We start from the raw sequence: 23,103 nt of genomic DNA, 5'->3' as shown, positions 1-23,103 counted from the left end.
CGCGGTCACCCGCGGGGGCGCTTCGTGTGGCGTGTCAGGCGCCGGAGTCCTCCTCGGGCACCATCTCGATGGCTCCGCACGGGCACTCCGCCGCGCACAGCCCGCAGCCCTTGCAGTAGTCCAGGTCGATTTCGAAGCCCTTGCCCGGGCCCAGCTTCCTGATGGCGTTGTCCGGGCAGACGCCGTAGCAGTTGTCGCACTCGAAGCAGTTGCCGCAGGACATGCAGCGCCGGGCCTCGAACAGCGCGGTGGACTCGTCGAGTCCCTGCACGACCTCGTCGAACGTCGAGACGCGGCGGGCCAGTTCGAGGCGCGGCCGCACCGAGGCGGGGGCGTCGGAGTAGTACCAGGTGTTGAGCAGGTCGAAGTCGGCCGGGGCGTGCTTGGCGCCGGGGTCGTAGGCGGTGCCGCGCAGATACGCGTCGATGTGCCGGGCCGCCTTCTTGCCGTGACCCACGGCCACGGTCACGGTGCGCTCGGCGGGCACCATGTCGCCGCCCGCGAAAATGCCCTGACGTCCCGTCATGAGGCCGTCGGCCACCCGCACCATGCCGTGGTCCACGGCCAGCTCCGGTACGTCCCGCAGCAGGGACAGGTCCGAGTCCTGGCCGAGCGCCAGCACCACGCTGTCCGCCTCCAGTTCCTCGAACTCGCCCGTGGGCTGCGGGAATCCGGTCTCGTCGAGTTCCATCCGCTCGATGGTCAACCGGCCCTCGTCGGCGTGCTTGATGGTGGAGAGCCACTTCATCCGCACGCCCTCCTCCAGCGCCTCCTCGACCTCGATGTCGTGCGCGGGCATCCGGTCCCGGGTGCGCCGGTAGACCACCACGGCGTCCGTGGCGCCCAGCCTGCGGGCGGTACGGGCGGCGTCCATGGCGGTGTTGCCGCCGCCGTAGACGGCGACCCTGCGGCCCAGCAGCGGCGGGCCCTCGCCCTCCATGCTGCCCAGCAGGGACACCGCGTCCAGGACGCGGGCGCTGTCGCCGGCCGGGATGTAGGCACGCTTGCCGATGCCCGCGCCCACGGCCAGGAACACGGCGTCGAAGCCGCCCTCCGCCTGCGCCGTGAGCACGTCCTCGACCTTGGTGCCCAGCTCCAGCGTGACGCCCAGTGCCATGATCCGGTCGATCTCCGCGTCCAGCACCTCGCGCGGCAGCCGGTAGCGCGGGATGCCGTAGCGCATCATCCCGCCGGGGCGGTCCTGCGCCTCACGGATCGTCACCTCGTGGCCGAGCAGCCGCAGATGATAGGCGGCCGACAGCCCGGCGGGCCCGGAGCCGATCACCAGTACCCGCTTGCCGCTGGTCTCCTGCGGAGCCTCGACGGTCCAGCCCCGCCGGATGGCCTCGTCGCCCAGGAACCGCTCGATCGAGTTGATGCCGACGGCGTTGTCGACCTGGACGCGGTTGCATGCGGTCTCGCACGGGTGGTAGCAGACCCGGCCCATCACGGCGGGCAGCGGGTTGTCCCGCATCAACTGCCGCCACGCGGACTCGTAGTCGCCGCTCTCGGCGTGGAACAGCCACTGCTGGATGTTCTCTCCGGCCGGGCACGCCTGGTTGCACGGCGGCATCCGGTCGACGTACCGGGGACGTTCGGTGCGCCAGGCGCCAGTCCGGTTGGCCAGGCTGGAGCCCACGTCCAAAGTGATCGCGAACGGCTTCTCCTTCACGACGACGCCTCCTCCTGCGCCAGCAGCCCGAATCGGGCGATGTTGCGGTCGGCGGTCCGCTGCAGGCGGGCGATGACATCCGTGCGCAGCACCGGCCGGAACAGATGGGCGTACCGCTTCTGCGGCCGCAGGTACTCCTCCACCGGCACCCGCCGCCGGATGGGTGTGACGTCGGTGACCACTCCACCGGTGGCCTCGAACACCGGGAACAGCCCGGTCTGTTCGGCCAGCCGGGCGATGCGCACCGTGTCGTGCGAGGCCGTGCCCCAGCCCAGCGGGCAGGGCACCAGCACGTGCAGATAGCGGGCGCCGCGCATCCCCATCGCCCGGTGCACCTTCGCCTCCAGGTCGCGCAGACCCGCGACGGTGGCCGTGGCGACGTAGGGGATCTCGTGCGCCATCGCGATCAGCGGCAGGCTCTTGCCCTGCCCGAAGGGGGCGCCGGGCAGCTCGCCCACCGCCTGCGTGGTCGCCGTGCGCGCGGTCGGGGGAGTGGCCCCAGAGCGCTGCACGCCGGTGTTCATGTACGCCTCGTTGTCGTAGCAGATGTACAGCACGTCGTCGTTGCGCTCGAACATGCCTGACAGGCAGCCCAGGCCGATGTCGACCGTGCCGCCGTCCCCGCCCTGCCCGACCACCCGCACGTCCGTGCGGCCCTTGGCGCGCAGCGCGGCGGCGACGCCCGCGGCGACGGCGGGCGCGTTGCCGAACAGGGAGTGCAGCCACGGCAGTTGCCAGGACGTCTCCGGATACGGCGTGGAGAACACCTCCAGACAGCCGGTCGCGTTGACGGCGATGACCTTTCCGCCGGCCGCGCGCTGGGCCGCGTCCAGGGCGTAACGGGCGCCGAGCGCCTCGCCGCAGCCCTGGCAGGCGCGGTGGCCGCAGGTCAGCGCGTTGGAGCGGCCGGGATCGGCCTGCTCGGACTGCAGCTCCGGACCCAGCAGCCGGTTGCCCGCGGCGAAGCTGCCCACCTGGTAGAACTTGACCTCGCGTGCGGCAGTCATCGGTTGCTCCCCACATCGCGCAGGATATTCTCCGCGGACGGACCCGACCGCCTGGTCTTCGCCATCCGCGCGAGCTCCCGCTCCACCAGTTCGGTGTTGAGGTCGAGGAAGGTCAGCTGCTCCAGCCGTCCGGCGACCGCGTCGTCGAACAGCCGGTGCAGCGACTCCTTCGTGATCGGGCGTCCGCCGAGCCCGGCGACCACGGTGTGGCCGGCGAGGTGGATCCCGGACAGCGCGGTGCGCACGTTCGATGACACGATCCCGCCGATGCCGACCGCCAGCGCCCGCTCCAGTACGACGACCTGGCGCGCCCGGCCCAGCGCCGCCCGAACCTCCTCCAGCGGGAACGGCCGGAAGGACGTGATCGCCAGCGCTCCGATCCGGACCCCGCTCTCGCGCATCTCGTCGACGACGTCGCACACCGTTCCGAAGACCGAGCCCAGGGCCACGATGATCGTTTCCGCGTCCTCGCAGGCGTACGGATGCACCAGCCCGCCCGAGGAGCGCCCGAAGACCTGCCGGAACTCCTCCGCGACGCGCGGGATCGCCTCCAGCGCCTGCATCTGCTTGGCGTGCGCCAGATAGCGCACCTCGGTGAACGCGTCCGGGCCGACCATCGCGCCGATCGACACCGGCTCGTCGGGGTCCAGCACCTGCCTCGGGTCGTACGGCGGCAGGAACGCGTCGACCTGCGCCTGCTCCGGGACCTCGATCCGCTCCCAGGCGTGGGTGAGCACGAAGCCGTCCATGCACACCATCACCGGCAGCGACAGCTCCTCGGCCAGCCGGAAGGCCTGCGGGTGCAGGTCGGCGGCCTCCTGGTTGTCGCGGGCGTACAGCTGGATCCAGCCGGAGTCGCGCTGGGACATGGTGTCGCTGTGGTCGTTCCAGATGTTGATGGGGGCGCCGATCGCCCGGTTCGCCACCGTCATCACGATGGGCAGGCCGAGACCGGAGGCGTTGTACAGCGCCTCCACCATGTACAGCAGCCCCTGGCTCGCGGTCGCCGTGTAGGTGCGGGCGCCGGCCGCGGAGGCGCCGATGCACATGGACATCGCCGCGAACTCCGACTCGACGTTGACGTACTCGCAGGGCTTGAGCGCACCGGATTTCACCAGGCGGCTGAGCTCCTCCACGATGTGGGTCTGCGGTGAGATGGGGTAGGCGGCGATCACCTCGGGACGGCAGTACGCCACCGTCTCCGCGACCGCGCGCGATCCCTCAGTCTGCTTGAGCATGGACGAGCTCCTCACGCTCGGCGCGCACATGGTCGAACGCCTCCCGGGCCGCCGCGGCGTTGGCCGCGCCCAGCTCGCCGGGGAAACGGTCCTGGATCGCCGCGGTCAGCGAGTCGATCCGCACACACCCGGTGAGTGCGGCCAGACCGCCCAGCAGCACGGCGTTGGGCACCGGACGCCCGAAGTGGCGCAGCGCGAGCGCGGTGGCCGGCACGGTCAGCGCGACGGCGTGCGGCACCGTCTCGGCGAGGTCGGCGAGGCCCAGTTCCTCGATCGGGCGCGGCGAGTTGATCAGCACGGCGCCCTCCGGGTGGAGGCCCTCGAAGACGTTCACCTGGTGCAGCAGCGTGGCGTCCTGGACGACCAGGGCGTCGGGCCGCATCACGGGCTCGCGCACCCGGATGGGCCGGTCGTCGATACGGCAGAACGCCATCACCGGCGCGCCCGTGCGCTCCGAGCCGAAGCTCGGGAACGCCTGCGCGTGACGGCCCTCCAGGAACGCCGCCACCGACAACAACTCCGCGGCCGTCACGGCACCTTGCCCACCGCGACCGTGGATGCGTACCTGAAACACGACGCCCTCCTCCCGGAGCCCTGTCATCCAGTCGTATCTCCGGCTCCCCGCGCCGTCGCAGGGGCCGAAGGTCCCCGGGCGGGGGCCGAGGGGGCATGCCGGGCCGCGGCCCCGTTCGGGGCCGGGAACGGGCCGGTGCGAGGGATCCCGGGGCAGGGCGCGGACCGCCGTGCGCAGTGCGTGGACCTGCGGAGGGACCGGTACGAGCGGCGGACCGCGGCCCCGGGCAAGGGGCCGCGGCGACGGGACCCGCTCCGTGGGCCCCGAAACGGCGTGCGGCCGGCCGGGGGCGTCAGGTGTGCGGGACGATGGCGACCGGGCAGTGCACGTGGTGCATCACCGCGTGGGCCACCGGACCGGTGTGCGTGCCGAGCCGGCCCGCGCGGGCCTTGCGGCCGACGACCAGCAGACCGGCGTCGGTCGTCGCGTGCAGCAGCTCCTGCGCCGGATGCCCGTTCTCCACCAGCTCGCGCACCTCGACCGTGGGGAACTTCTCCCGCCACGGCCGCACGACGGCGGCCAGTTCCTTCTCGGCCACGGCCTGCGCCGCCGCGTTCGCCTCCTCGTCCGCCGGGCGCGACAGCCGCGGCTGCTGCCACAGGTGCACCACCAGCAGCGGTGCGACGCGCAGCGCGGCGCTCTCGAAGGCGAACCGCAGGACCTCCTCGCACGGATGACCGGTGTCCACCCCCACGACGACCTCGCGGTACGGCTCTCGCGCCGACGGCCGCCCGGCCGGATCCGGGATGCGTTCGTCCTCGGGAGCCTGATCGGCCCGCACCAGCACCACCGGCCGCGCCACGTGCGCGACCGTCGCCAGCGCCACGGACCCGGCCATGAACCCGCCGAAGCCACTGAACGCACGACTGCCCAGCACCAGCAGCTCCGCCTGCGCACCGGCCCTGACCAGCGCCTCCGCGGCGGGCCGGACGATCTGCTCGGAACTCAGGGCGACCTGCGGATACTGCTCGTTCAGCCGGTCCAGGGCGGCGCGCAGGATCCGTCCCGCCCAGTAGCGGGGCGCCTCCAGCTCCGGCAGGTCCGACGCGTCGGGCGGCAGCCCCTCGTACGCGTGCACAAGCCGCAGCGGCAGCCCGCGCCGCAGCGCCTCCCTGGCAGCCCAGTCGGCGGCGGCGAGGCTCTCACGAGAACCGTCCAGTCCCACGACAACAGGGCGAAGCACGGTCAACACCTCCCCGGATCGGTGCCCGCGCGGTCTGCACCGGCACGGGTCATGCCATCAGAATCGGCGCGCGCAGGGCGGCCCGGGCAGGGGCTGGCCGTCCTCGGCACCAGGCCGAACGGCCCTGCTCCCCGCCCGGGCCGCCCCGGGATCAGTGGGCCGCGCCGACCGGCTTCCGGTGGGTCAGCGCCCGCCGCACCTCGGTGCCGGTGAAGACCAGCGCCGTCGCCGCGACCCCCGCCAGCAGCAACAGGCCGACCGCGTAGCTTCCGTAGGAGCCGTAGAGCGAGCCCATCACCAGCGGCGGGACGAAGCCGCCCAGGCCGCCGGCGGCGCCGACGACGCCGGTGACCGAACCGGTGCGCTCCGGCGGGGCGAGCAGGGCCACGAAGGCGAAGGTCGCGCCGCTGCCGGCGCCGAGTGCGGCCGCCATGAGCAGGAACGCGATCGTGCCCATCGGTGCCAGCGTCGGTGTCGCCGACTGCACCAGCGCGCCGGTCACGACCAGCGCCAGCGAGACGGCCAGCACGCGCACCGGGCCGACGCGGTCCGACAGCCAGCCGCCGACCGGCCGCATCGCCACGGCCAGCAGCACGAACCCGGCCATGCGGTTCGCGGCGTCGGCCTGGGTGAGGCCGTAGCCGTTCTTCAGATACGTGGGCAGGTACACGGAGAAGGCGACGTAGCCGCCGAAGGCGACCGCGTAGAGCGCCGAGGCCTGCCAGGTGATGCCGAGCCGCAGCGTGGCCGCGAGCCGGGTGCTCAGCGGCTCCGTCGGCACGACGCGGTCCGGGGCGTCCCGCAGGACCAGGGCGGCCACGACCGCGTACGCCAGCAGGACCGCGGCGGTGATCAGGAACGGCGTCTGGACGCTGTGCGCCTTGACCAGCTTGACCGTGCTCAGGGCGCTGATCGCGGTGCCGCCCATGCCCATGCCGAACAGGCCGATGGCCAGCCCCCGCCGCTCGGGCGGGAACCAGGCGTTCACGAAGGGCACCCCGACGGCGAAGGCGGTGCCGCCGACGCCGAGGAAGAAGCCCCCGACCAGCAGCGCCGTGAGCGAGGAATGCCCGGCCAGTCCCAGGTACAGCACCGGCACCACGGTCACGACGGACACCAGCGGGAACATCAGCCGGCCGCCGTAGCGGTCGGTGAGCGCGCCCACCGGGATGCGGCCCAGCGAGCCGACGACGACCGGCACCGCCACCAGCAGCGACTGCTGGAAGGAGGACAGTCCCAGGGAGTCCTTGAACCGCGGGCCGAGCGGGCTGAGCAGCGCCCACGCCCAGAAGTTGACGGCGAATCCGATGGTGGCCAGGGCCAGCATCAGCCAGGCTCGCCCTGGGACCGGCGCCGGCGGAGCCTGTTGCGGGTTCCTCGACGACTGGAGCATGGCGCTGGTCCCTTCTGCGGGTGGATGACTGACGCCAGCGTTGACGATCAGCCGCGCCGGCGGTGTGGGCCGAAGGACCTCGACCTGCGGCCGGTCGGGACCCCCCTCAGGCCGTTCGGCCCACGGCCGGGCGGTCGGCGCCCCGCATAGCGTCCCGGTCCATGGAGAACGACCGCGGGGCCGCTCGCCCCGGCCCTCGGACCGTTCTCCCGGAACGGGCCACCGGGGAACGTGCGGTGGCCCCGGGCCGCCCGCCCGGCTTCCGGTGGGGGGAAGCCGGGCGGGATCGACGGTTCGTCCGCTGCGGAGCGGCGGCGATGCCACCGCTCACAGCTTGAGCGTGAACCAGGTCGTCTTGCCCTCGTCGGTGGGCCGTACGCCCCAGGTGTCGGCGAGGGCCCGCACCAGCAGCAGGCCCCGCCCGGACTCCTCGTCCTGCGCCGCCAGACGCGGCTGGGGCAGATGCGGGCTGTGGTCGCTGACCTCGACGGTCAGGTCCGTGGCGGTGCGGTGCAGATGCAGGCCGATGGGGCCCTCCGCGTGCAGCACCGCGTTCGTCAGGGTCTCCGACAGCAGCAGCAGGGCGTCGTGGGCGCTCGGCGTGCAGTTCCACGAGGTCAGCGCCTTCTGGAGGAAGGCCCGTCCCTCCGGCACGGAGGACGGCACGGCCGGCAGTTCCGTGCCGAGGGCCGCCAGCGGCGCGGCCGGCAACTGGGCCAGCAGGAGCGTCACGTCGTCGTTGTGGCTCTCCGGGTCGGGCAGCAGGCTCGCCAGCACATGATCGGCCGCGGCCTCCAGACACGGCGTGCCGACGAAGAACTCCTCCAGCACGACGGACAGTTCGCCCACCCGCTCCTCGATGTCGCTGCCCGGCGTCTCGATCAGCCCGTCGGTGTACAGCACGAGGGTCGCGCCCGGCGGGATCGCCGTACAGGACTGCTCGTACAGGATGCCGCCCACGCCGAGCGGCGCGTTGACCGGCGCGGGCAGGCCGCGCACTCCCTCGTCGACGCCTGCGACGAGGATCGGCAGATGTCCGGCGGAACACACCGTCACCGTCCCGGTGTCCGGCGCGATGACCAGGTAGCAGCAGGTGACGAGCTGGTCCGGTACGTCCAGGTCGGCCACGCAGGTGTCCAGCGCCTGCATCAGCTGCCGGGGCTGCATGCCGGTCTTGGCGAGGGCGTGGGCCGCCGAGCGCAGCTGGCCCATGACGGCGGCGGCCTCCAGACCGCGGCCCATCACGTCGCCTATGAGCACCCCGACCCGGTCGGCGCCCAGCGGGATCAGGTCGAACCAGTCGCCGCCCACCCCGGCGCCCTGCGTGGCCGGGCGGTAGCGGCTCGCCGTGGCCAGTCCGGGCAGGGAGGGCGGGGCGCCCATCAGACTGCGCTGCAGGGTGAGGGCGATGTGGCGCTGCTGCTCGTACAGTGCGGTGAGCTCGGCCTCCGCCTTCTTGCGGTCGCTGATGTCCCGCACGATGGCACACGCCCCCACCACGGTGCCGGCGGTGTCCCGGGTCGGCCACAGCGTGACGTCGACGTCCAGCAGGCCCCCGGTCCTGGTGACCCGCAGCGTTTCGAAGTGCTCGACCTTCTCGCCGTCGCGCAGCCGCCCCAGCAGGATGCTCACCTCGTCGCGCAGGGCCGAGGGCGCGAGGAGGGAGACGTGCCGGCCGATGACCTCTTCGGCCGTGTAGCCGTAGAGGTCCTGCGCGGCCGCGTTCCAGTAGGTGATGTAGCCGTCGAGGGTCTTGGCGAGGATCGCGTCCTGCGAGGACTCCACGAGCGCGGCGAGTTCGTTGATGCGGGCCTCTGCGGCCTTGCGGTCGCTGACGTCCCGGACCGCCGCGGACACCAGCAGGCCGTCGGAGGTCTCCAGCGGGCTGAGGCTGATCTCCACCGGGAACTCGGTGCCGTCCTTGCGCAGCCCGTGCAGATCGAGCCCGGCGCCCATGGGCCGCACCTGGCGGTTGTCGGTGTACCCGCCGCGGTGCAGGGTGTGGTGGCCGCGGAACCGATGGGGCATGAGCAACTCCACCGGATGCCCGAGGAGTTCCTCGCGTCCGTAGCCGAACAGGGCCTCGGTCTGGGCGTTGACGAGCTTGATGCTGCCGGTGTCGTCGACGATGACCATGGCGTCCGGCGCCGCCTCCAGCAGCCCACGGAACCTTTCTTCCGCACCCCCGGGAGCCCCGTCCCGGACGGCTGCGGCACACCGGCAACGATCACGCACCCCAGCACTGGGCTGCGGCTCCGTCTCGACGAAGTCGGTCACCTCCGCCTCACCTCCACCCCCGGCGTCGATCAGGCCATCTCACCGCCTCGCCGTCCGCGCCGCACCGGGTTGTCGCTTACTGTGCGTGCACTGTCCGACCCTGTCCGTTACGACGGTGATTTCTGGCCATCCCCTGCGGAAGTGCCCGTCGGCGCGCGGTCCTGGTGCCGTTCGGCCCAAGCCGTCCGCCCGCCGTCGGCGGGACGCTGAGTACAGGGACCCCTGACGGGCGCGACCCTGCGCCGGGGCATGCCGGAGGACATCATGTACGGCACTCCGCACACCGTGAGCGATGTGATGACCCGCACCGTCGTGGCCCTGGCGAGCGGCGCGCCGTTCAAGGACATCGCCAGGGCGATTCGCCGGTGGCAGGTCAGCGCCCTGCCCGTGCTGGACGAGGACCGGCGCGTCGTCGGCGTCGTCTCCGAGGCGGACCTGCTGCCGAAGGAGGAGTTCCGCAACCGGACCCCCGACCGGTACACCCGGATGCATCGCGGCGGCGACCTCGCCAAGGCCGGTGCGCGCACGGCGGGCGAGCTGATGACCGCGCCCGCGCTCACCGTCCGGGCCGACGCCACGCTCGCCCAGGCGGCCCGCACGATGGCCCAGTACGGGGTCAGGCGGCTGCCGGTCGTCGACGAGGCAGGGGTGCTACGGGGCATCGTCAGCCGCTCCGACCTGCTCCAGGTGTTCCTGCGCGAGGACGCCGACATCGAGCAGGAGGTGCGGCTCGACGTCATCGCCCCGCTCTTCCCGGACCCTCTCGAACCGATCCTGGTCAGGGTGCGCGACGGCGTCGTACGGATCACCGGCCGGGTCGCGGACACCGCCTTCGTGCCCGTCGCCGTCCGCCTGACGCGGGCGGTGGAGGGCGTGGTCGACGTCGACTGCGCCCTGACGGGCCCGCCGCGCCGGGTCGACCTCGACGCGGACCTGCCCGACGTCGCGGAGGCGCGAGCCGCCGGGGACCCGACGGGCCGGAAGGGGTCCGGATGTCCCGGCGACGACCCCGGTCGGCCCCTGACCTGCGACGGCCGTACGTGAGACGTTGTCCTGGAGGGGAACGCGGAGCGTTCTCGGCAGGCGCGGGAAGAGGCGTCGACGATGAAGCAGCAACGCCCTGAAAAGCCGGTCAGAGTGCGGTTCTGGCGGTGGCGGCACAACACGCTCCTGCGCCGCAGCGACCGCGTGCAGGGCTGGGTCCTGCTGACCGCCTGGGTCCTCGCCCTGGTGGGCGGCCTGTTCGCCGGGCTCACCGCCGGCACCTGGGCGGAGCACGACCTCGCCGCACGACGGGCCGCGGTGCATCCCGTGTCCGCCGTCCTCCTCCAGGACGCGCCCAAGAGCGCGGTCGTCGCCCCCTACGGCTCCGACGGCACCGTGTGGGCCAAGGTGCGCTGGACCGGCCGTGACGGCACCGCGCACACCGACCTGGCCAAGGTCGAACCCGGCGGAACGGCGGGCGCCCGCGTCACCGTGTGGCTCGACCGCGACGGCACCCCGGTCGTCGAACCCGCCGACCCTGCCGTGGCCCGCACCCAGGCCGTCCTGCTCGCCGTGCCGACCGGACTCGCCGCCGGCACCCTCGTCCTCCTCGGCGGCCGGCTGGTGTGCAACCGCCTGGACCGCCGCCGCTACGACGAGTGGGAGGCGGAGTGGCGCCAGGTCGGCCCCCAGTGGCGCAAGCGCATGCTCGGCTGACAGGGGCCACCGGGTCCCGCGCGGGGCCGGACGGCCCACGCGGACGCCCCTTCACAGCGCGACGCTGGAAACAGGAGAAGAGGAGGGCGAGATGAGCGGCATGATCGAGCGGTTCCCGGGCTGGCCCGCGCTCCCTGACCTGTTCGGCTGGGTCGAGGGCGGATTCCCGGCGACGCACACCGCCCCCGGGACGCACGGCATTCGCATCGAGGAGCAGCTGAAGGACGGGGCGTACGTGCTGCGGGCCGAGCTTCCGGGCGTCGACCCGTCGAAGGACGTCGAGATCACCGTCGCGGAAGGCGTTCTGACGCTGCGCGCCACGCGCACCGAGGAGACGACCGACAAACACCACAGCGAGTTCCGCTACGGCACCTTCACCCGCTCCCTGCGGCTGCCCGCGGGAGCACAGGGCGACGAGGCCACCGCGGAGTACAAGGACGGCGTACTGACCATCACGGTTCCGGTGCCCGAGAAGAAGGCGGACACGAGGACCATCCCCGTGCGGCACGTCTGAGCGCTGTCACGCGCTGAGCCGCACCCTGCGCGACCGGCCCACCCCGGCCGCGCAGCCGCGTCCGGCCGCGGGATCGGCACGGCGCGCGCTCGGACCGCCGCGGGCGGCGGCTTCCCGGCTCCGCCGGACCCGGCGGAGCCACCCGGCCTGAGGCAGGGGTCGTTCGGCTCAGTGCGTGCGGTGCCGCACGGACGACTCACCACTCGCCGACACGGTGAGGTTCCTGGTCGACAAGGTCGACAGGTCGACAGGTCGGCGGGCCAGGAAGGCGACAGGAGGAACGGACGAGGGGCATCGGCGGGGACCGGTGCGGGCCGGGCCACCGGTCCGTATCGGCTCCTCTGCTCGTCGGGCACAGCCGTCGGCCTCACACCGGCCGGCCGGACGACGCGCCGGCGGACGGGCGTGCGAGATGACCCGTGAACCAGTCGCAGGCCAGCTCGGCGACCATGGGCAGGGCGCCCGGCTCGGAGAACAGATGCGTGGCACCGGGCACGATCGCGATCCGGTGCTCGCAGCGCATCCAGTCCGCGGCGAGCCGGTTGAGGCCGAGGACCCGGGTGTCCGCGGAGCCCACGACGAACAGCGTCGGCGCGTGCACATGGGCCAGCGCGGCGGGCGACGCCAGATCGGGCCGGCCGCCTCGCGAGACGATCGAGACGATGTCGGCGTCCGTGGCGGAGGCCGCCTCCAGGGCGGCCGCGGCTCCGGTGCTGGCGCCGAAGTAGGCCACGTGCAGTCCCGTCTCGTGCCGCAGCCACAGGGCGGCGGCGTGCAGACGCTGCGCGAGCATGCCGATGTCGAACACGTTGTGCCGGTTCTCCTCCTCGTCGGCGCTGAGCAGATCGAGCAGGAGCGTGCCCAGGCCGGCCCGGTTGAGGGTGTCGGCGACATAGCGGTTGCGCGGGCTGTGCCGGCTGCTGCCGCTGCCGTGCGCGAACGCCACGACCGCCTGGGCCGCCCGGGGCACCGTCAGACGGGCGGGAAGCCGGACGCGGCCGGCGGGCACCTGGAGCTCGCCGCCCTCGGGCGTGCCGGGGGAGCCGCCGGACCCGGGTACGGTCGGCCGTTCGAGCAGTTCGGCCACCTCCGCGTCCGTGACCTGGGTGAAGTCGTGGTACCAGGCGCCGACCGAGCCGAAGGGACGCGGCTGGTGCAGGACGATCAGTTCGTCGACGATCCCGTGCAGCCGGGCGAGGCCGGTCTGCGGGGCGACCGGCGCGGCCAGGACGACCCGGGCAGCGTGCCGGGCACGGACCAGCCGGCAGGCGGCCTCGGCGGTGGCCCCGGTCGCCAGCCCGTCGTCCACGACCACGGCGACGCGCCCGGCCACCGGCACGGGTGTGCGGCCGAGGCGGTAGCGGCGTACGCGCCGGTCCAGTTCCGCCCGCTCGGCCTGCTCCACGACCGTCAGATCGTCGGGACCGAGCCCGGTCTCGCCGAGCACGTCCTCGTTGAGGACGCGCACCCCGCCCTCGCCGATCGCGCCGAAGCCCAGCTCCGGCTGCCAGGGCACGCCCAGCTTGCGCACCACCAGCACATCGAGGGGAGCGCCGAGCGACCGGGCGACCTCGTGGGCCACCGGCACCCCGCCGCGCGGCAGCCCGAGCACCACCACGTCCTGTCCCCGCAGGTACGCAAGACGCCGGGCCAGCCGACGCCCCGCCTCCCCGCGATCCCGGTAACGCATGGGCCACCTCCTCATGCGCGCACCGCCGCGGCGGAGACACCGCTTGCTGCGACGCGGATTCCACCTTCCTTCCATTGCACCTCCCGGCCCGCGGGTCCGGCAGGGGTACATCGGGCCCGACCGCGGAGCCCTTCGGCCCATGGCAGCGCCCTCGCGGCCCCGCAGGCTGGAAGGAGAAGGCAGGGAAGGGGAGAGGACCCATGGCTGTCTCCACCCGTATCGCGATCGTCGCCGTCGGTGACCGGCAGCGGCATGACGACGGCATCGGCGGCGCGGTGCTCACGCGGCTGAGGGAGCGGGCCGCCGCACGGCCCCTGCCCCCGGGCACGGCCCTCGCCGAGTGCGACGGCGAACCCGGGCACCTGGCGGACCTGTGGGAGAACGCGGAACTCGCCGTCGTGATCGAGTCCGCCCACCCGGGCACCGGCCATCCCGGCCGTGTCCACCGGCTCGACCTGGGCCCCGGCGAACTGCGAGGCCCGGACGGACTCGGGCCGCGCGGTCTCGGCGCGGCCGTCGAACTCGCCCGCGAACTCGACCGTCTGCCGGACCACCTGGTGGCATACGCCGTCGAGGCCGAGGACCTCTCGCAGGGCGGCGGACTGTCCGAGGAGGTCGCCGGAACCGTCGCCGGCCCTGGCGGCCCGGGTGGAGGACGACATCGTCCGGCATCGCACCGCCGCCGCCCGTGCCCCGGCACGACAGGGCGGGAAGGACCCATCCGCTTCTCGCGGATCCTGATTGCGCGGTGCGCGGCTCGGGTCCGCTGCTCCGCGTCTTCCTCAGGTCCTTCCCGTCACCTCAAGCACACCACGCCCGCGATGCGGGCGCCAGGGCCGATGGGCCCCCATCCGCGAAGGAGACCGTGGCCATGACCACCGTGCCAGCACGCCCCGACGACCGGCCGCGGTCACCGATCCGGCCCGCCCTGCTGACCTTCCTCGGCGGAGTGGGGACGGTCACCGGCAGCAAGTTCCTGGTGGAGAGCGACCACGCCCGGGTCCTCGTCGACTGCGGCCTCTTCCAGGGCATCGCCGAGCTGCGCAGGCGCAACTGGCGCGAACTGCCCTGCGACGGCGCCGACATCGAGGCCGTGGTCGTCACCCACGCCCACCTCGACCACTGCGGGTATCTGCCCCGGCTGGTCCGCCACGGCTTCCGCGGCCGCGTCGTGACCACGGAGTTCACCGCCCGGCTGATGGAGATCGTGCTGCGCGACAGCGCCAAGCTGCAGCTGGAGACCGCCCAGCACGCCAACGAGCACGGCTGGTCCAAGCACCGGGTGGCGCAACCCCTGTACGACGACTCCGACGTGGACCGCACGATGAAGCTCGTGGAGGCCGTGCCCTACCGCACACCCGTCGACATCGCCGTGGACACCCGGCTCACCCTGCACCCCGCCGGCCACATCCTGGGCTCGGCCTGGGCCCGCCTCACCCTGGAGGACGGCGGCACCCTCGCCGTCAGCGGCGACATGGGCCGCCCGGGCCACCCGCTGCTGAGCCCCGCCGAACCCTTCTCGGGGGCGGACGTCCTGCTCATGGAGTCGACCTACGGCAACCGGCGCCACGACGAGCGGGAGGGCCGGACCAACTTCGCCGACGTCCTCACCCGCACCCTGGCCCGCGGCGGCACCGTCGTCATCCCGGCCTTCGCCCTCGACCGGACCGAGGTCGTCCTGCACGAACTGGCCGAACTGCGCAGGGAGGGCCGCCTCCCGGCCGCCGTGCCGGTGTACGTCGACAGCCCGATGGCCCTGGCCGCCCTGGACGTCTACCGGGACGCCCTGCGCGCCCACGCCCCCGACCTGCGGCCGGAGGTAACCGCCACCGGCGCCGCCGTGCTGAGCCCCGAACCGTTCCGGGCCGTGCGCTCGCTGCAGGAGTCGATCGAACTCGGCCACGCCCGCGGACCGGCCGTCATCGTCTCGGCGTCGGGCATGGCCGCCGGCGGACGTGTCCTGCACCATCTGCGGCGGGTGCTGCCCGATCCGCGCAACGCCGTCGTGGTCGTCGGCTTCGCGGCCCAGGGCACTCGGGCCCGCGACCTCGTCGACGGCGCCACGGCGATCAAGATGTTCGGCGAGTACGTCCCCGTCCGGGCCCAGATCGCCGACGTGCCGCACTTTTCGGCACACGCCGACGCGGCGCAGATCGTCGACTGGCTGCGCGGCGCTCCCGCCCCGCACGTCACCTACCTGGTCCACGGGGAGCAGGAGGCGGCCGAGGCGCTGCGTGAGCGCATCGACCACACCCTGGGCTGGACCGCGGTGGTGCCACGCTCCGGCGAACGGGTCCTGGTCCGCTGAGGACCGCCGCTCTCAGTAGGGCATCGGCCGCCCGGAGGGCGTGCGCAGATCCTGGGGCTGCGGCCCGCTCGGTGTCCGGGGCCGCCTGGGCGCCTGTATCCGCCTCATGACCATCGCCTCCCGGGCCGTCGTCCGCGGGTGCCGAACTCCGGCACCGTCGACGACACCCAGCCTCGTGCGCCACGTGCCGCGGGCCCAGGGGGCGACCTTCCCCGGGCGATGGGCCGCCCCGCCCACCGGCGCCCGGGGCCGCCCGGCCCATCCGCCCCGGGCGCCGGCGCCCCGCGCACAAGGGCCGCTCCAGACCCCTGTTCGGGCCGGAAGGCTCATGTGCCGCACGCCGAAAGGGAGTTGGCTGTAGGAGAAGGAACGACGCCTACCCGAGAGGAGGGAGGACAGTGGGTACGACCCTGACACCGGAGTTCTGGGAGCGGTTCGCCGTCCTGCTGGTCGCCGCGATGGCCGTGACCTTCGTCCTCACCGCACTGTTCGACACGCTCGTCGTGCGGATGACGAACCGTCGCGGACACCGGCCGCCCCCGGCCCGGGCCCCGCACCGGCCGACGATCACGCGCCACCGTACGCCGGTTGGCTGAACCGGCGGCGTGGCAGCCGTAAGTCCCACGATGTGCCGCCGTGGATCCGCGCCGTTCCACACCGCGGCGGCCCGCCGTCGGCCCACCCCGCCCGCCCCGGCCGGCGCGACCAGGAGGTTCCGCACCGCGGCGCCCGCGGCGACCACGAACATCTCCCGCTCGGCCCCGTCCCGCCGCGCGTCCCCGTACGTGGGCGACCCGTCCATCACCTGGCAGGGCACGACCGGATACGGCGCGTCGCGCAGTAGGTAGCCGCAGCGTCGGGCGACGGGCAACCGGTAACGGCACAACGCGACCGCGGTCCCCGAGGGACCGTGCGGCCGCGACACGTCGCAGGCGCTCTCGATGGGCATCCTGGTGCGAGCCTCAGGCGGCGCCGGTGCGCGAGAACGCCCCTTTCACACTGCGCAGCGGAGTCGCGCTCCGGTCCGGCGCGGGCACCGTCACCACCGGCACCCGGGCGTGCCGCAGACACTCGCGGCTCACCGGGCCCAGCGTCGGCAGGTCCCACCCACCGTGATCGCCGCGCCCCAGAGCCAGCAGCGCCGCCCCGCGCGCCTGCCGCAGCAGCACCCGCGCCGCGGGCCCTTCGACCAGCACCGCGCGTACGCCGCTTCCGACGTGGCCCCCGAACGCCCCGCGCACTGCCGAGGCGAGCAGCCCGGCGGCCGCCTCGCGTTGCTCGGCCCGCGTCGGCCGGCCCGACGCCGGGGCGTAGGGGGCCAGGCCGGTGGCCGGCTCCCACGCGTGCACGGCGAGGACCCCGGTGCCCAGCGCCCTCGCCTGCTCACCGGCCCAGCGCAGCGCGGCCACCGACGCCGCGGAGCCGTCCACACCGACCACGACGGGACGCTCGGCGGTGTTCTCGGACATGGCTGCCTCCCCATCGGACGTGGGTTCACCGTGCCCCGGCCGGGAAGGCCGGGGCGTGGGCCGGGCGGCCGTGCACGAGTGCCGAACGGTCCCTTACGGACCGGGGCGCGCCGCGCCGCCGTCACAGACGGTGGTGGCGGCTGTCGTCGCGCTCGCCCGTGCCCATGTAGTGGCGTTCCTCGATGACCGTCCCGCTCTCACCGGGACGCTTCACCATGCCCCGCGTGGACAGGAACATGATCAGACCGAGAATGCCGACCGCCATCAGTGCGAGCCCGACCACGGCCTGGCTGTAGCCGAACACCATGCAGGTGCCCACGACGGCCGCGGCCACCAGGAAGAGCGGAAGATACATGGCTGCCCTCCTTCGGTCGTCCGCCCGAGGGCGGAGCGGTACCGATGAGCCTGACCGGGACGGCCGGCGGCCTCCCCCCTGCGGCTCATCTCCAGCGTCACCGCCGTCCGGGCCGCAAGCCAAGGGCTGAACGGGCAGGCGGCAGGCCCGAACGGCCCCTCACCTGCGAGAATCCCCGGCCGCAGAAACGCTCACCAGTCCCGCGCGCCTTCCGCCGTGCCATCACCGGGGGCCGAACGTCCCGGTAGGGGGCCGAACCACCTATCGCGCCGGCCGCGTACGGGTGCCACGGTGAACTAGGAGACCTGCGCTGCCGCGGGCTCCGCGGCCCGAGAAAGGCGGTGGAGAAGATGGAGCTGCCCTTGGTCGTGGGTGTCGACGGTTCGGAGTCCAGTCTGGCGGCGGTCGACTGGGCGGTGGACGAGGCGGCCCGGCGTCACCGGCCGCTGCGCCTGGTGTACGCCTCCCTGTGGCAGCGCTACGAGGGTGCCGCCCCGACCGGCGGCCTCACCCGCCCGTCGGGGCAGGTGATGGCGGAGAACATCGTCGGATCCGCCGTGGAGCGGGCCCGCCGTGGCGCGCCCGAGGTGCCGGTGTCCGGTGAGGTGGTGCCCGAGGACGCGGCGGACGCGCTGCTGCGTGAGGGCCACAACGCCTTCGCCCTGGTCACCGGCTCCCGCGGCCGCAGCGAACTGGCGGGACTGCTGCTCGGCTCGGTCGGCCTGACCGTGGCCGCCCGCGCCCACTGCCCCGTCATCGTGGTCCGCGGCGACAAGGCGGGCCTGGAGGGCACCCACGAGCGGATCCTGCTCGGTGCCGGTGATCCGGCCACCAGCGGCGAGGCCGCGCGGTTCGCCGTCCGGGAGGCCGAGGCCCGCGGGTGCGGCCTGGACGCCGTACGCGCCTGGCGCTGCCCCGAGCACGAGAGCGCCGCGGACCCCGGCGCCGCCACGGAACAGGTCCGCTACCACGAACAGCGGGCGTCGGCCCTGCTGGACGCCGTGCTGCACGACGCCGCCGCCGACCACCCGGCGGTCCGGGTGCGCCGGTTCACGGTGGAGGGCCCGGCCCGGCAGGTGCTGCTGAATCGCTCCGCGGCCGCCGACCTCGTCGTCATCGGCGCACGGCGCCGGCACGGACACTTCGGGCTCCAGCTCGGCCGGGTGGGACACGCGCTGCTGCACCACGCGGAGTGCCCGGTGGCCGTCGTACCGCAGCAGATGTGACCGGCCTTGGGAACGACGGGAGGACCGGGGACGTGACGGACGAGGTCTGGGAGTACGAGGGCTACGACCCCGAGGAGGAGCGGCTGCGCGAGTCGCTGTGCGCGCTGGGCAACGGCTACTTCGCCACCCGCGGCGCCCTGCCCGAGTGCGCCGCGGACGAGGTGCACTACCCGGGCACGTACGTCGCCGGCTGCTACAACCGGCTCACCTCCGAAGTGGCCGGCCGCAGCGTCGAGAACGAGGACATGGTCAACCTGCCGAACTGGCTGCCGCTGCGCTTCCGCCTGCCCGGTGGCCCGTGGCTCACCCCCGACACGGCGACCGTGCTCGAGCACCGCCAGAGCCTGCACCTGACCTCGGGGCTGCTGGAACGCCGCACCCGGTACGGGCTCGGCGAGGGCAGGTCGCTGGTGGTGCGCCAGGAGCGGCTGGTGCACATGGGCGATCCCCATGTGGCCGCGCTGCGCAGCGAGTTCACCGCCGAGGGCTTCGAGGGCATGCTCGAGGTGGAGGCCGCCCTCGACGGCACCGTCACCAACGCCGGAGTGCCGCGCTACCGCGACCTCGACGGCCACCACCTCACCCATGTGCACACCGGCGCCGACTCCGGCACCGTGTGGCTGCGCTGCCGCACCCGCACCTCGGACATCCGCGTCGGGATGGCCGCCCGGCTGACCGCCGACTCGCCGATCAAGATCTGGCACGACGGTCCGCGTCCCGCCCAGTACACGGTCCTGAGCCTGGCCGACGGCCGCCCCGTCACCGTCGACAAGACGATCGCGCTGCACACCTCCCGCGATCCCGCGATCAGCGACCCGCTGTACGCCGCCGTCGACCGGGTCGGGCGGGTGCCCGACTTCGACGTCCTGCTCGACGACCACATCACGGCCTGGGACCAGCTGTGGCGCCGCGCCGACCTCGAAGTCCCCGGCGAACCCGGCCGCATCCTGCGCCTGCACCTCTTCCACGTCCTGCAGACCCTCTCCCCGCACACCGCCGACCTCGACGTCGGCGTGCCCGCCCGCGGGCTGCACGGCGAGGCCTACCGCGGCCACGTCTTCTGGGACGAACTGTTCGTCCTGCCCTACCTCAACCTGCACTTCCCCGAGGTCTCCCGCACCCTGCTGCGCTACCGCCACCGCCGCCTCGAACAGGCCTGCACCGCCGCCCGCGAGGCCGGCCGCAGGGGCGCCATGTACCCCTGGCAGAGCGGCAGCGACGGCCGCGAGGAGACCCAGCGGCTGCACCTCAACCCCAACTCCGGCCGCTGGCTGCCCGACCACTCCCGCCTCCAGCACCACGTCGGCTCCGCGATCGCCTACAACGTGTGGCAGTACTGCCAGGCCAGCGGAGACACCGAGTTCCTGCAGACCAAGGGCGCCGAGATGCTGCTGCAGATCGCCCGCTTCTGGGGGGACGCGGCCGTCTACGACGAGGAGCTGGGCCGGCACCGCATCAAGGGCGTCGTCGGCCCCGACGAGTACCACGACGCCTACCCCGGCGCCGAACTGCCCGGCCTCGACGACAACACGTACACCAACGTCACCGCCGCCTGGGTGCTCGCCCGCACCCTGGACGTCCTGGACGACCTGCCCGAGTCCCGCCGCCGCGAGCTCGTCGAGCGCACCGGCCTGGACGGCGGCGAACTCGAACAGTGGGAGGACGTCTCCCGCACCCTGCACGTGCCCCTGCACGCGGGCGTCATCAGCCAGTTCGAGGGCTACGGCGACCTCGAGGAACTCGACTGGGACGGCTACCGCAGGAAGTACGGCGACATCCGCCGGCTGGACCGGATCCTGGAGGCGGAGGGCGACACCGTCAACCGCTACCAGGCGTCCAAGCAGGCCGACGTCCTCATGCTCGGCTACCTGTTCTCCCCGGCCGAACTCGCCGGGCTGTTCGGCCGGCTGGGGATCGCGGTCGACGACGAGACCTGGTCGCGCACCGTCGACCACTACCTGACCCGCACCAGCCACGGCTCCACCCTCAGCGGCCTGGTCCACGGCTGGGTACTGGCCCGTGCCCGGCGTGCCGAGGCCTGGAAGTTCTGCCAGGAGGCCCTGCAGGGCGACGTCGCCGACCTCCAGGGCGGCACCACCGGGGAGGGCATCCACCTCGGCGCGATGGCCGGCACCCTCGACTTCGTCCAGCGCGGGCTGACCGGCCTGGAGACCCGCGCCGGCGCCCTGTGGCTCGATCCGGTGCCGCTGCCCGAGCTGTCGTCGTACGGCTTCGTCCTGCGCTACCAGGGCCACTGGGACGTACGGCTGCGTCTGAGCCGCGGCCGCCTGGAGATCGCCGTACCCGAGTCCGAGGCGTCGCCGATCGAGGTGCGGCTGCCGGACCGGTCGGTGAGCCTGCGGCCCGGCGAGTCCGGCAGCCTGCTCCTGGTCGACTGACGGACGTCGACGGCGGGGGCCTGATGGGCCACCCGCCCAGACCCGATGGCCCCTACCCGGCGCCCGCCGGCAGGGGCGAGGCTTTTCCCATCGAGCGGTCCGAGCGAGAGGAAGGGGCCGCCATGAACATCGACCACGGCTCCGGGCGCGGAAGGACGCGCCCCGGCCCGGCGCCAGGGCTGGACACCACGACGGTCACAGCCCTCGTGGCCGCGGCCACGACCGCCCCGTCCCTGCACAACGCCCAGCCGTGGCGCTTCCGGCACGCCGCGGGCAGCCGCACGCTCGAACTGCGGGCCGACCTCGACCGGAGGATGCCGCGGTTCGACCCCGACCTGCGCGGCCTGCACCTGGGATGCGGCGCCGCCCTGTTCAACCTCCGTGTCGCCGCGGCCGACGGCGGCCGGGACGCGGACGTCCGGCTGCTGCCCGACCCCGCGGACCGGCAGCTGCTCGCCGGCGTGCGCATCACGGACACCGACCACCCCGACCGCGAGCTGGCCCGGCTCTCCACGGTGCTCGGCCGGCGGCACACCAGCCGCCACCCCTTCGAGGACCGGCCGGTCCCGGCCGACGTGCGGGCGGCGCTGCGCCACGCGGCAGAACGGGAGGGGGCCCAGCTGGTGTTCCCCGACCGATGGCACATCGAGTCTCTGCTGGACGACGTCCGCGACGCCGAGGGTCGCGACGACTTCGACGCCGCCTACCTGGCGGAGATGCGCGCGTGGACCCGCGTCGGCCCGCAGGAGACCGGTGCCGCCGTGGACGGGGTCCCGGACTACGCCTTCGGGCCGAGCAAACGCGGCGGCCGCGCCCCGGTGCGGGACTTCGCGGGCCGCAAGCCCGTCCCCGGCCGCCCCGCAGCCGTCTTCGAGACCGTCCCGAACCTTGCCCTGCTCGGCACCACCCAGGACGGAGTCGCCGACTGGCTGCGCGCCGGAGAGGCGATGGAACGGGTCCTGCTGCTGGCCACCCTCCACGGACTGGCCACCTCGCTCACCTCGCACAGTCTCGAACGACAGGACCTGCGCGAGCTGGCCCGCGACCCCCTGTCCGGCATGGGCTTCGTCCAGATGGTGCTGCGCCTCGGCTACGGGCCCGCAGGGGTCGCGAGCCCGCGGCGGCCCGTGGAACAGGTCCTGGAGATCGTCTGACGGCACGGTCCCGCACGGCGGTTCAGTCGTGCGGGACAACGTCGGTTCAGTCGTGCGGGACGATGGCGGTTCAGTCGTGCGGGACGATGGCGACGGGGCACGGCGCGTGGTGCAGCACGGCGTGGGCGACGGGCCCGAGTTTCCAGGTCAGCGCGGAGGGGTGCCGGCGGCGCCCCACCACGGTGAGCCGGCCGTGGGTGGCGGCGGACAGCAGCACGTGCGCGGCCGGTCCCGCCGCCGTCTCCTCGATCACGGGAACGTGGGGGAACTTGTCCCGCCACGGCGCCAGCGCGGCCGCGAGCCGCGCCTCTTCATCCGGCTCGCTTCGGCCGTTCCCGATCACGCGCGGGTGCGGGACCAGCGCGGGCAGAGGGACGGACCGTATGGCGTGTACCCGGCCCCCGTGCGCTTCCGCGGTGGTGAAGGCGAACTCCAGCAGGGCGTCCGCGGCCGGTCCCGGCTCGACCCCGACCACGATGTCCTCCCGCTCGGCCGCCGGTTCCGCCCAGCCGGTCGCGACCGCCGGATCGCCGGCGCGGACGGTGACGGCGGGACACCGGGACAGGCCCAGGACGTGCAGGCTGATGGAGCCGAGGAGGAAGCTCGCGGCCGAGCCGTGTCCGCGGGAGCCCAGCACGAGCAGGGCGGCCCGCTCGCTGTGCTCCAGCAGGGCCTGCGACGCGGAGGCCTCCACCAGCTCGGTGGTGAGGCTCAGATCGCCGTAACGGTGCAGCAGTTCGGCCTCGGTCCGGCGCAGCACCCGCTGCCCGTACCGCTGCTTGCTCAAGGCCTCCTGCGGGACCGGCACGTTCAGCGGCTGGGTGGTCCACGAGTGGATCAGGACCACCGGCAACCGCCTGGCCACGCCTTCCCGGGCGGCCCACCACGCGGCGGTCGTGCCGGCGGGCGAGCCGTCGACTCCGACGACGACGAGTCCGGTCAT

At 73.7% G+C, this 23,103-nt stretch carries 20 protein-coding genes; 9 read left to right on the top strand and 11 right to left on the bottom strand.

Annotated features, from left to right (window positions below):
* Positions 1-34 precede the first annotated feature (34 nt).
* The 7 genes from LN251_RS32470 to LN251_RS32440 form a co-directional block, all read right to left on the bottom strand.
* Positions 35-1,672 (bottom strand): NAD(P)-binding protein, encoded by a 1,638-nt coding sequence (locus LN251_RS32470; protein ID WP_458247727.1) that lies wholly within the window; start codon positions 1,670-1,672, stop codon positions 35-37.
* Positions 1,669-2,679, bottom strand: a complete 1,011-nt coding sequence (locus LN251_RS32465; protein ID WP_458247726.1) for a thiamine pyrophosphate-dependent enzyme — start codon at positions 2,677-2,679, stop codon at positions 1,669-1,671. The genes LN251_RS32470 and LN251_RS32465 overlap by 4 nt, the downstream gene beginning before the upstream one ends.
* The gene (gene porA, locus LN251_RS32460) at positions 2,676-3,917 is read right to left on the bottom strand and encodes a pyruvate ferredoxin oxidoreductase (protein ID WP_458247725.1); all 1,242 of its coding nucleotides are present in this window, start codon (positions 3,915-3,917) and stop codon (positions 2,676-2,678) included. Before porA ends, LN251_RS32465 begins: the two co-directional genes overlap by 4 nt.
* Entirely contained in the window at positions 3,901-4,518 is a 618-nt protein-coding gene (locus tag LN251_RS32455; RefSeq protein WP_458247724.1) for a 2-oxoacid:acceptor oxidoreductase family protein, read from the bottom strand. Before LN251_RS32455 ends, porA begins: the two co-directional genes overlap by 17 nt.
* A 265-nt stretch (positions 4,519-4,783) precedes the next feature.
* Entirely contained in the window at positions 4,784-5,674 is an 891-nt protein-coding gene (locus tag LN251_RS32450) for a universal stress protein (RefSeq protein ID WP_458247723.1), read from the bottom strand.
* Between the two features lie 151 nt (positions 5,675-5,825).
* Positions 5,826-7,001 (bottom strand): MFS transporter, encoded by a 1,176-nt coding sequence (locus LN251_RS32445; protein ID WP_458247722.1) that lies wholly within the window; start codon positions 6,999-7,001, stop codon positions 5,826-5,828.
* Positions 7,002-7,394: 393 nt separating this feature from the next.
* Positions 7,395-9,344, bottom strand: a complete 1,950-nt coding sequence (locus LN251_RS32440; RefSeq protein ID WP_458247721.1) for a PAS domain S-box protein — start codon at positions 9,342-9,344, stop codon at positions 7,395-7,397.
* Between the two features lie 264 nt (positions 9,345-9,608).
* On the opposite strand from LN251_RS32440, the gene LN251_RS32435 reads away from it, so the two are divergent.
* The 3 genes from LN251_RS32435 (at position 9,609) to LN251_RS32425 (ending at position 11,559) form a co-directional block, all read left to right on the top strand.
* Positions 9,609-10,388 carry a CBS domain-containing protein gene (locus LN251_RS32435; protein ID WP_458248210.1) on the top strand — a complete coding sequence of 260 codons (780 nt, stop codon included), beginning with the start codon at positions 9,609-9,611 and terminating at the stop codon, positions 10,386-10,388.
* 60 nt (positions 10,389-10,448) lie between these two features.
* A complete protein-coding gene (locus LN251_RS32430) occupies positions 10,449-11,045 on the top strand; it encodes an Rv1733c family protein (protein ID WP_458247720.1) in 597 nt (198 codons plus the stop codon).
* Positions 11,046-11,136: 91 nt separating this feature from the next.
* Positions 11,137-11,559: an Hsp20/alpha crystallin family protein gene (locus LN251_RS32425; RefSeq protein ID WP_458247719.1), complete on the top strand. Its 423-nt coding sequence runs from the start codon at positions 11,137-11,139 to the stop codon at positions 11,557-11,559.
* Between the two features lie 367 nt (positions 11,560-11,926).
* Here the strand turns inward: LN251_RS32425 and LN251_RS32420 are convergent, their stop codons facing one another.
* Complete coding sequence (locus LN251_RS32420) at positions 11,927-13,249, bottom strand: phosphoribosyltransferase (RefSeq protein WP_458247718.1); 1,323 nt, start codon at positions 13,247-13,249, stop codon at positions 11,927-11,929.
* Between the two features lie 200 nt (positions 13,250-13,449).
* Between LN251_RS32420 and LN251_RS32415 the strand changes: the two genes are divergently transcribed.
* From LN251_RS32415 to LN251_RS32405, 3 genes are all read left to right on the top strand, one after another.
* Positions 13,450-14,124 carry a hydrogenase maturation protease gene (locus LN251_RS32415; RefSeq protein WP_458247717.1) on the top strand — a complete coding sequence of 225 codons (675 nt, stop codon included), beginning with the start codon at positions 13,450-13,452 and terminating at the stop codon, positions 14,122-14,124.
* The gene (locus LN251_RS32410) at positions 14,121-15,557 is read left to right on the top strand and encodes an MBL fold metallo-hydrolase RNA specificity domain-containing protein (protein WP_458247716.1); all 1,437 of its coding nucleotides are present in this window, start codon (positions 14,121-14,123) and stop codon (positions 15,555-15,557) included. The genes LN251_RS32415 and LN251_RS32410 overlap by 4 nt, the downstream gene beginning before the upstream one ends.
* A gap of 398 nt (positions 15,558-15,955) precedes the next feature.
* Entirely contained in the window at positions 15,956-16,153 is a 198-nt protein-coding gene (locus LN251_RS32405) for a hypothetical protein (RefSeq protein WP_458247715.1), read from the top strand.
* A 366-nt stretch (positions 16,154-16,519) separates the two neighbouring features.
* Here LN251_RS32405 and LN251_RS32400 read toward each other — a convergent pair whose 3' ends face one another.
* Both LN251_RS32400 and LN251_RS32395 read right to left on the bottom strand, forming a co-directional pair.
* Positions 16,520-17,026, bottom strand: coding sequence for a universal stress protein (locus LN251_RS32400; protein WP_458247714.1), 507 nt, complete (start codon positions 17,024-17,026; stop codon positions 16,520-16,522).
* Positions 17,027-17,147: 121 nt separating this feature from the next.
* Positions 17,148-17,381: a hypothetical protein gene (locus tag LN251_RS32395; RefSeq protein ID WP_458247713.1), complete on the bottom strand. Its 234-nt coding sequence runs from the start codon at positions 17,379-17,381 to the stop codon at positions 17,148-17,150.
* A 350-nt stretch (positions 17,382-17,731) separates the two neighbouring features.
* On the opposite strand from LN251_RS32395, the gene LN251_RS32390 reads away from it, so the two are divergent.
* From LN251_RS32390 to LN251_RS32380, 3 genes are all read left to right on the top strand, one after another.
* Positions 17,732-18,607: a universal stress protein gene (locus LN251_RS32390; RefSeq protein ID WP_458247712.1), complete on the top strand. Its 876-nt coding sequence runs from the start codon at positions 17,732-17,734 to the stop codon at positions 18,605-18,607.
* A gap of 32 nt (positions 18,608-18,639) precedes the next feature.
* Positions 18,640-21,006: a glycoside hydrolase family 65 protein gene (locus LN251_RS32385; RefSeq protein ID WP_458247711.1), complete on the top strand. Its 2,367-nt coding sequence runs from the start codon at positions 18,640-18,642 to the stop codon at positions 21,004-21,006.
* A 122-nt stretch (positions 21,007-21,128) separates the two neighbouring features.
* On the top strand, positions 21,129-22,160 hold the full coding sequence (locus LN251_RS32380; protein WP_458247710.1) for an Acg family FMN-binding oxidoreductase: 1,032 nt from the start codon (positions 21,129-21,131) through the stop codon (positions 22,158-22,160).
* 70 nt (positions 22,161-22,230) lie between these two features.
* Here the strand turns inward: LN251_RS32380 and LN251_RS32375 are convergent, their stop codons facing one another.
* Entirely contained in the window at positions 22,231-23,103 is an 873-nt protein-coding gene (locus tag LN251_RS32375; protein ID WP_458247709.1) for a universal stress protein, read from the bottom strand.

This window comes from Streptomyces sp. MAI_2237 (genome assembly GCF_054189285.1).
This window is presented reverse-complemented; position numbering and strand designations above follow the sequence as displayed.

Excerpts from the sequence above, each read along its gene's own strand:
- LN251_RS32465 (WP_458247726.1), bottom strand. The coding sequence starts at position 2,679 with ATGACTGCCGCACGCGAGGTCAAGTTCTACCAGGTGGGCAGCTTCGCC.
- porA (WP_458247725.1), bottom strand. The coding sequence starts at position 3,917 with ATGCTCAAGCAGACTGAGGGATCGCGCGCGGTCGCGGAGACGGTGGCG.
- LN251_RS32455 (WP_458247724.1), bottom strand. The coding sequence starts at position 4,518 with ATGACAGGGCTCCGGGAGGAGGGCGTCGTGTTTCAGGTACGCATCCAC.
- LN251_RS32445 (WP_458247722.1), bottom strand. The coding sequence starts at position 7,001 with ATGCTGGCCCTGGCCACCATCGGATTCGCCGTCAACTTCTGGGCGTGG.
- LN251_RS32435 (WP_458248210.1), top strand. The coding sequence starts at position 9,609 with ATGTACGGCACTCCGCACACCGTGAGCGATGTGATGACCCGCACCGTC.
- LN251_RS32430 (WP_458247720.1), top strand. The coding sequence starts at position 10,449 with ATGAAGCAGCAACGCCCTGAAAAGCCGGTCAGAGTGCGGTTCTGGCGG.
- LN251_RS32425 (WP_458247719.1), top strand. The coding sequence starts at position 11,137 with ATGAGCGGCATGATCGAGCGGTTCCCGGGCTGGCCCGCGCTCCCTGAC.
- LN251_RS32420 (WP_458247718.1), bottom strand. The coding sequence starts at position 13,249 with ATGCGTTACCGGGATCGCGGGGAGGCGGGGCGTCGGCTGGCCCGGCGT.
- LN251_RS32415 (WP_458247717.1), top strand. The coding sequence starts at position 13,450 with ATGGCTGTCTCCACCCGTATCGCGATCGTCGCCGTCGGTGACCGGCAG.
- LN251_RS32410 (WP_458247716.1), top strand. The coding sequence starts at position 14,121 with ATGACCACCGTGCCAGCACGCCCCGACGACCGGCCGCGGTCACCGATC.
- LN251_RS32400 (WP_458247714.1), bottom strand. The coding sequence starts at position 17,026 with ATGTCCGAGAACACCGCCGAGCGTCCCGTCGTGGTCGGTGTGGACGGC.
- LN251_RS32395 (WP_458247713.1), bottom strand. The coding sequence starts at position 17,381 with ATGTATCTTCCGCTCTTCCTGGTGGCCGCGGCCGTCGTGGGCACCTGC.
- LN251_RS32390 (WP_458247712.1), top strand. The coding sequence starts at position 17,732 with ATGGAGCTGCCCTTGGTCGTGGGTGTCGACGGTTCGGAGTCCAGTCTG.
- LN251_RS32380 (WP_458247710.1), top strand. The coding sequence starts at position 21,129 with ATGAACATCGACCACGGCTCCGGGCGCGGAAGGACGCGCCCCGGCCCG.
- LN251_RS32375 (WP_458247709.1), bottom strand. The coding sequence starts at position 23,103 with ATGACCGGACTCGTCGTCGTCGGAGTCGACGGCTCGCCCGCCGGCACG.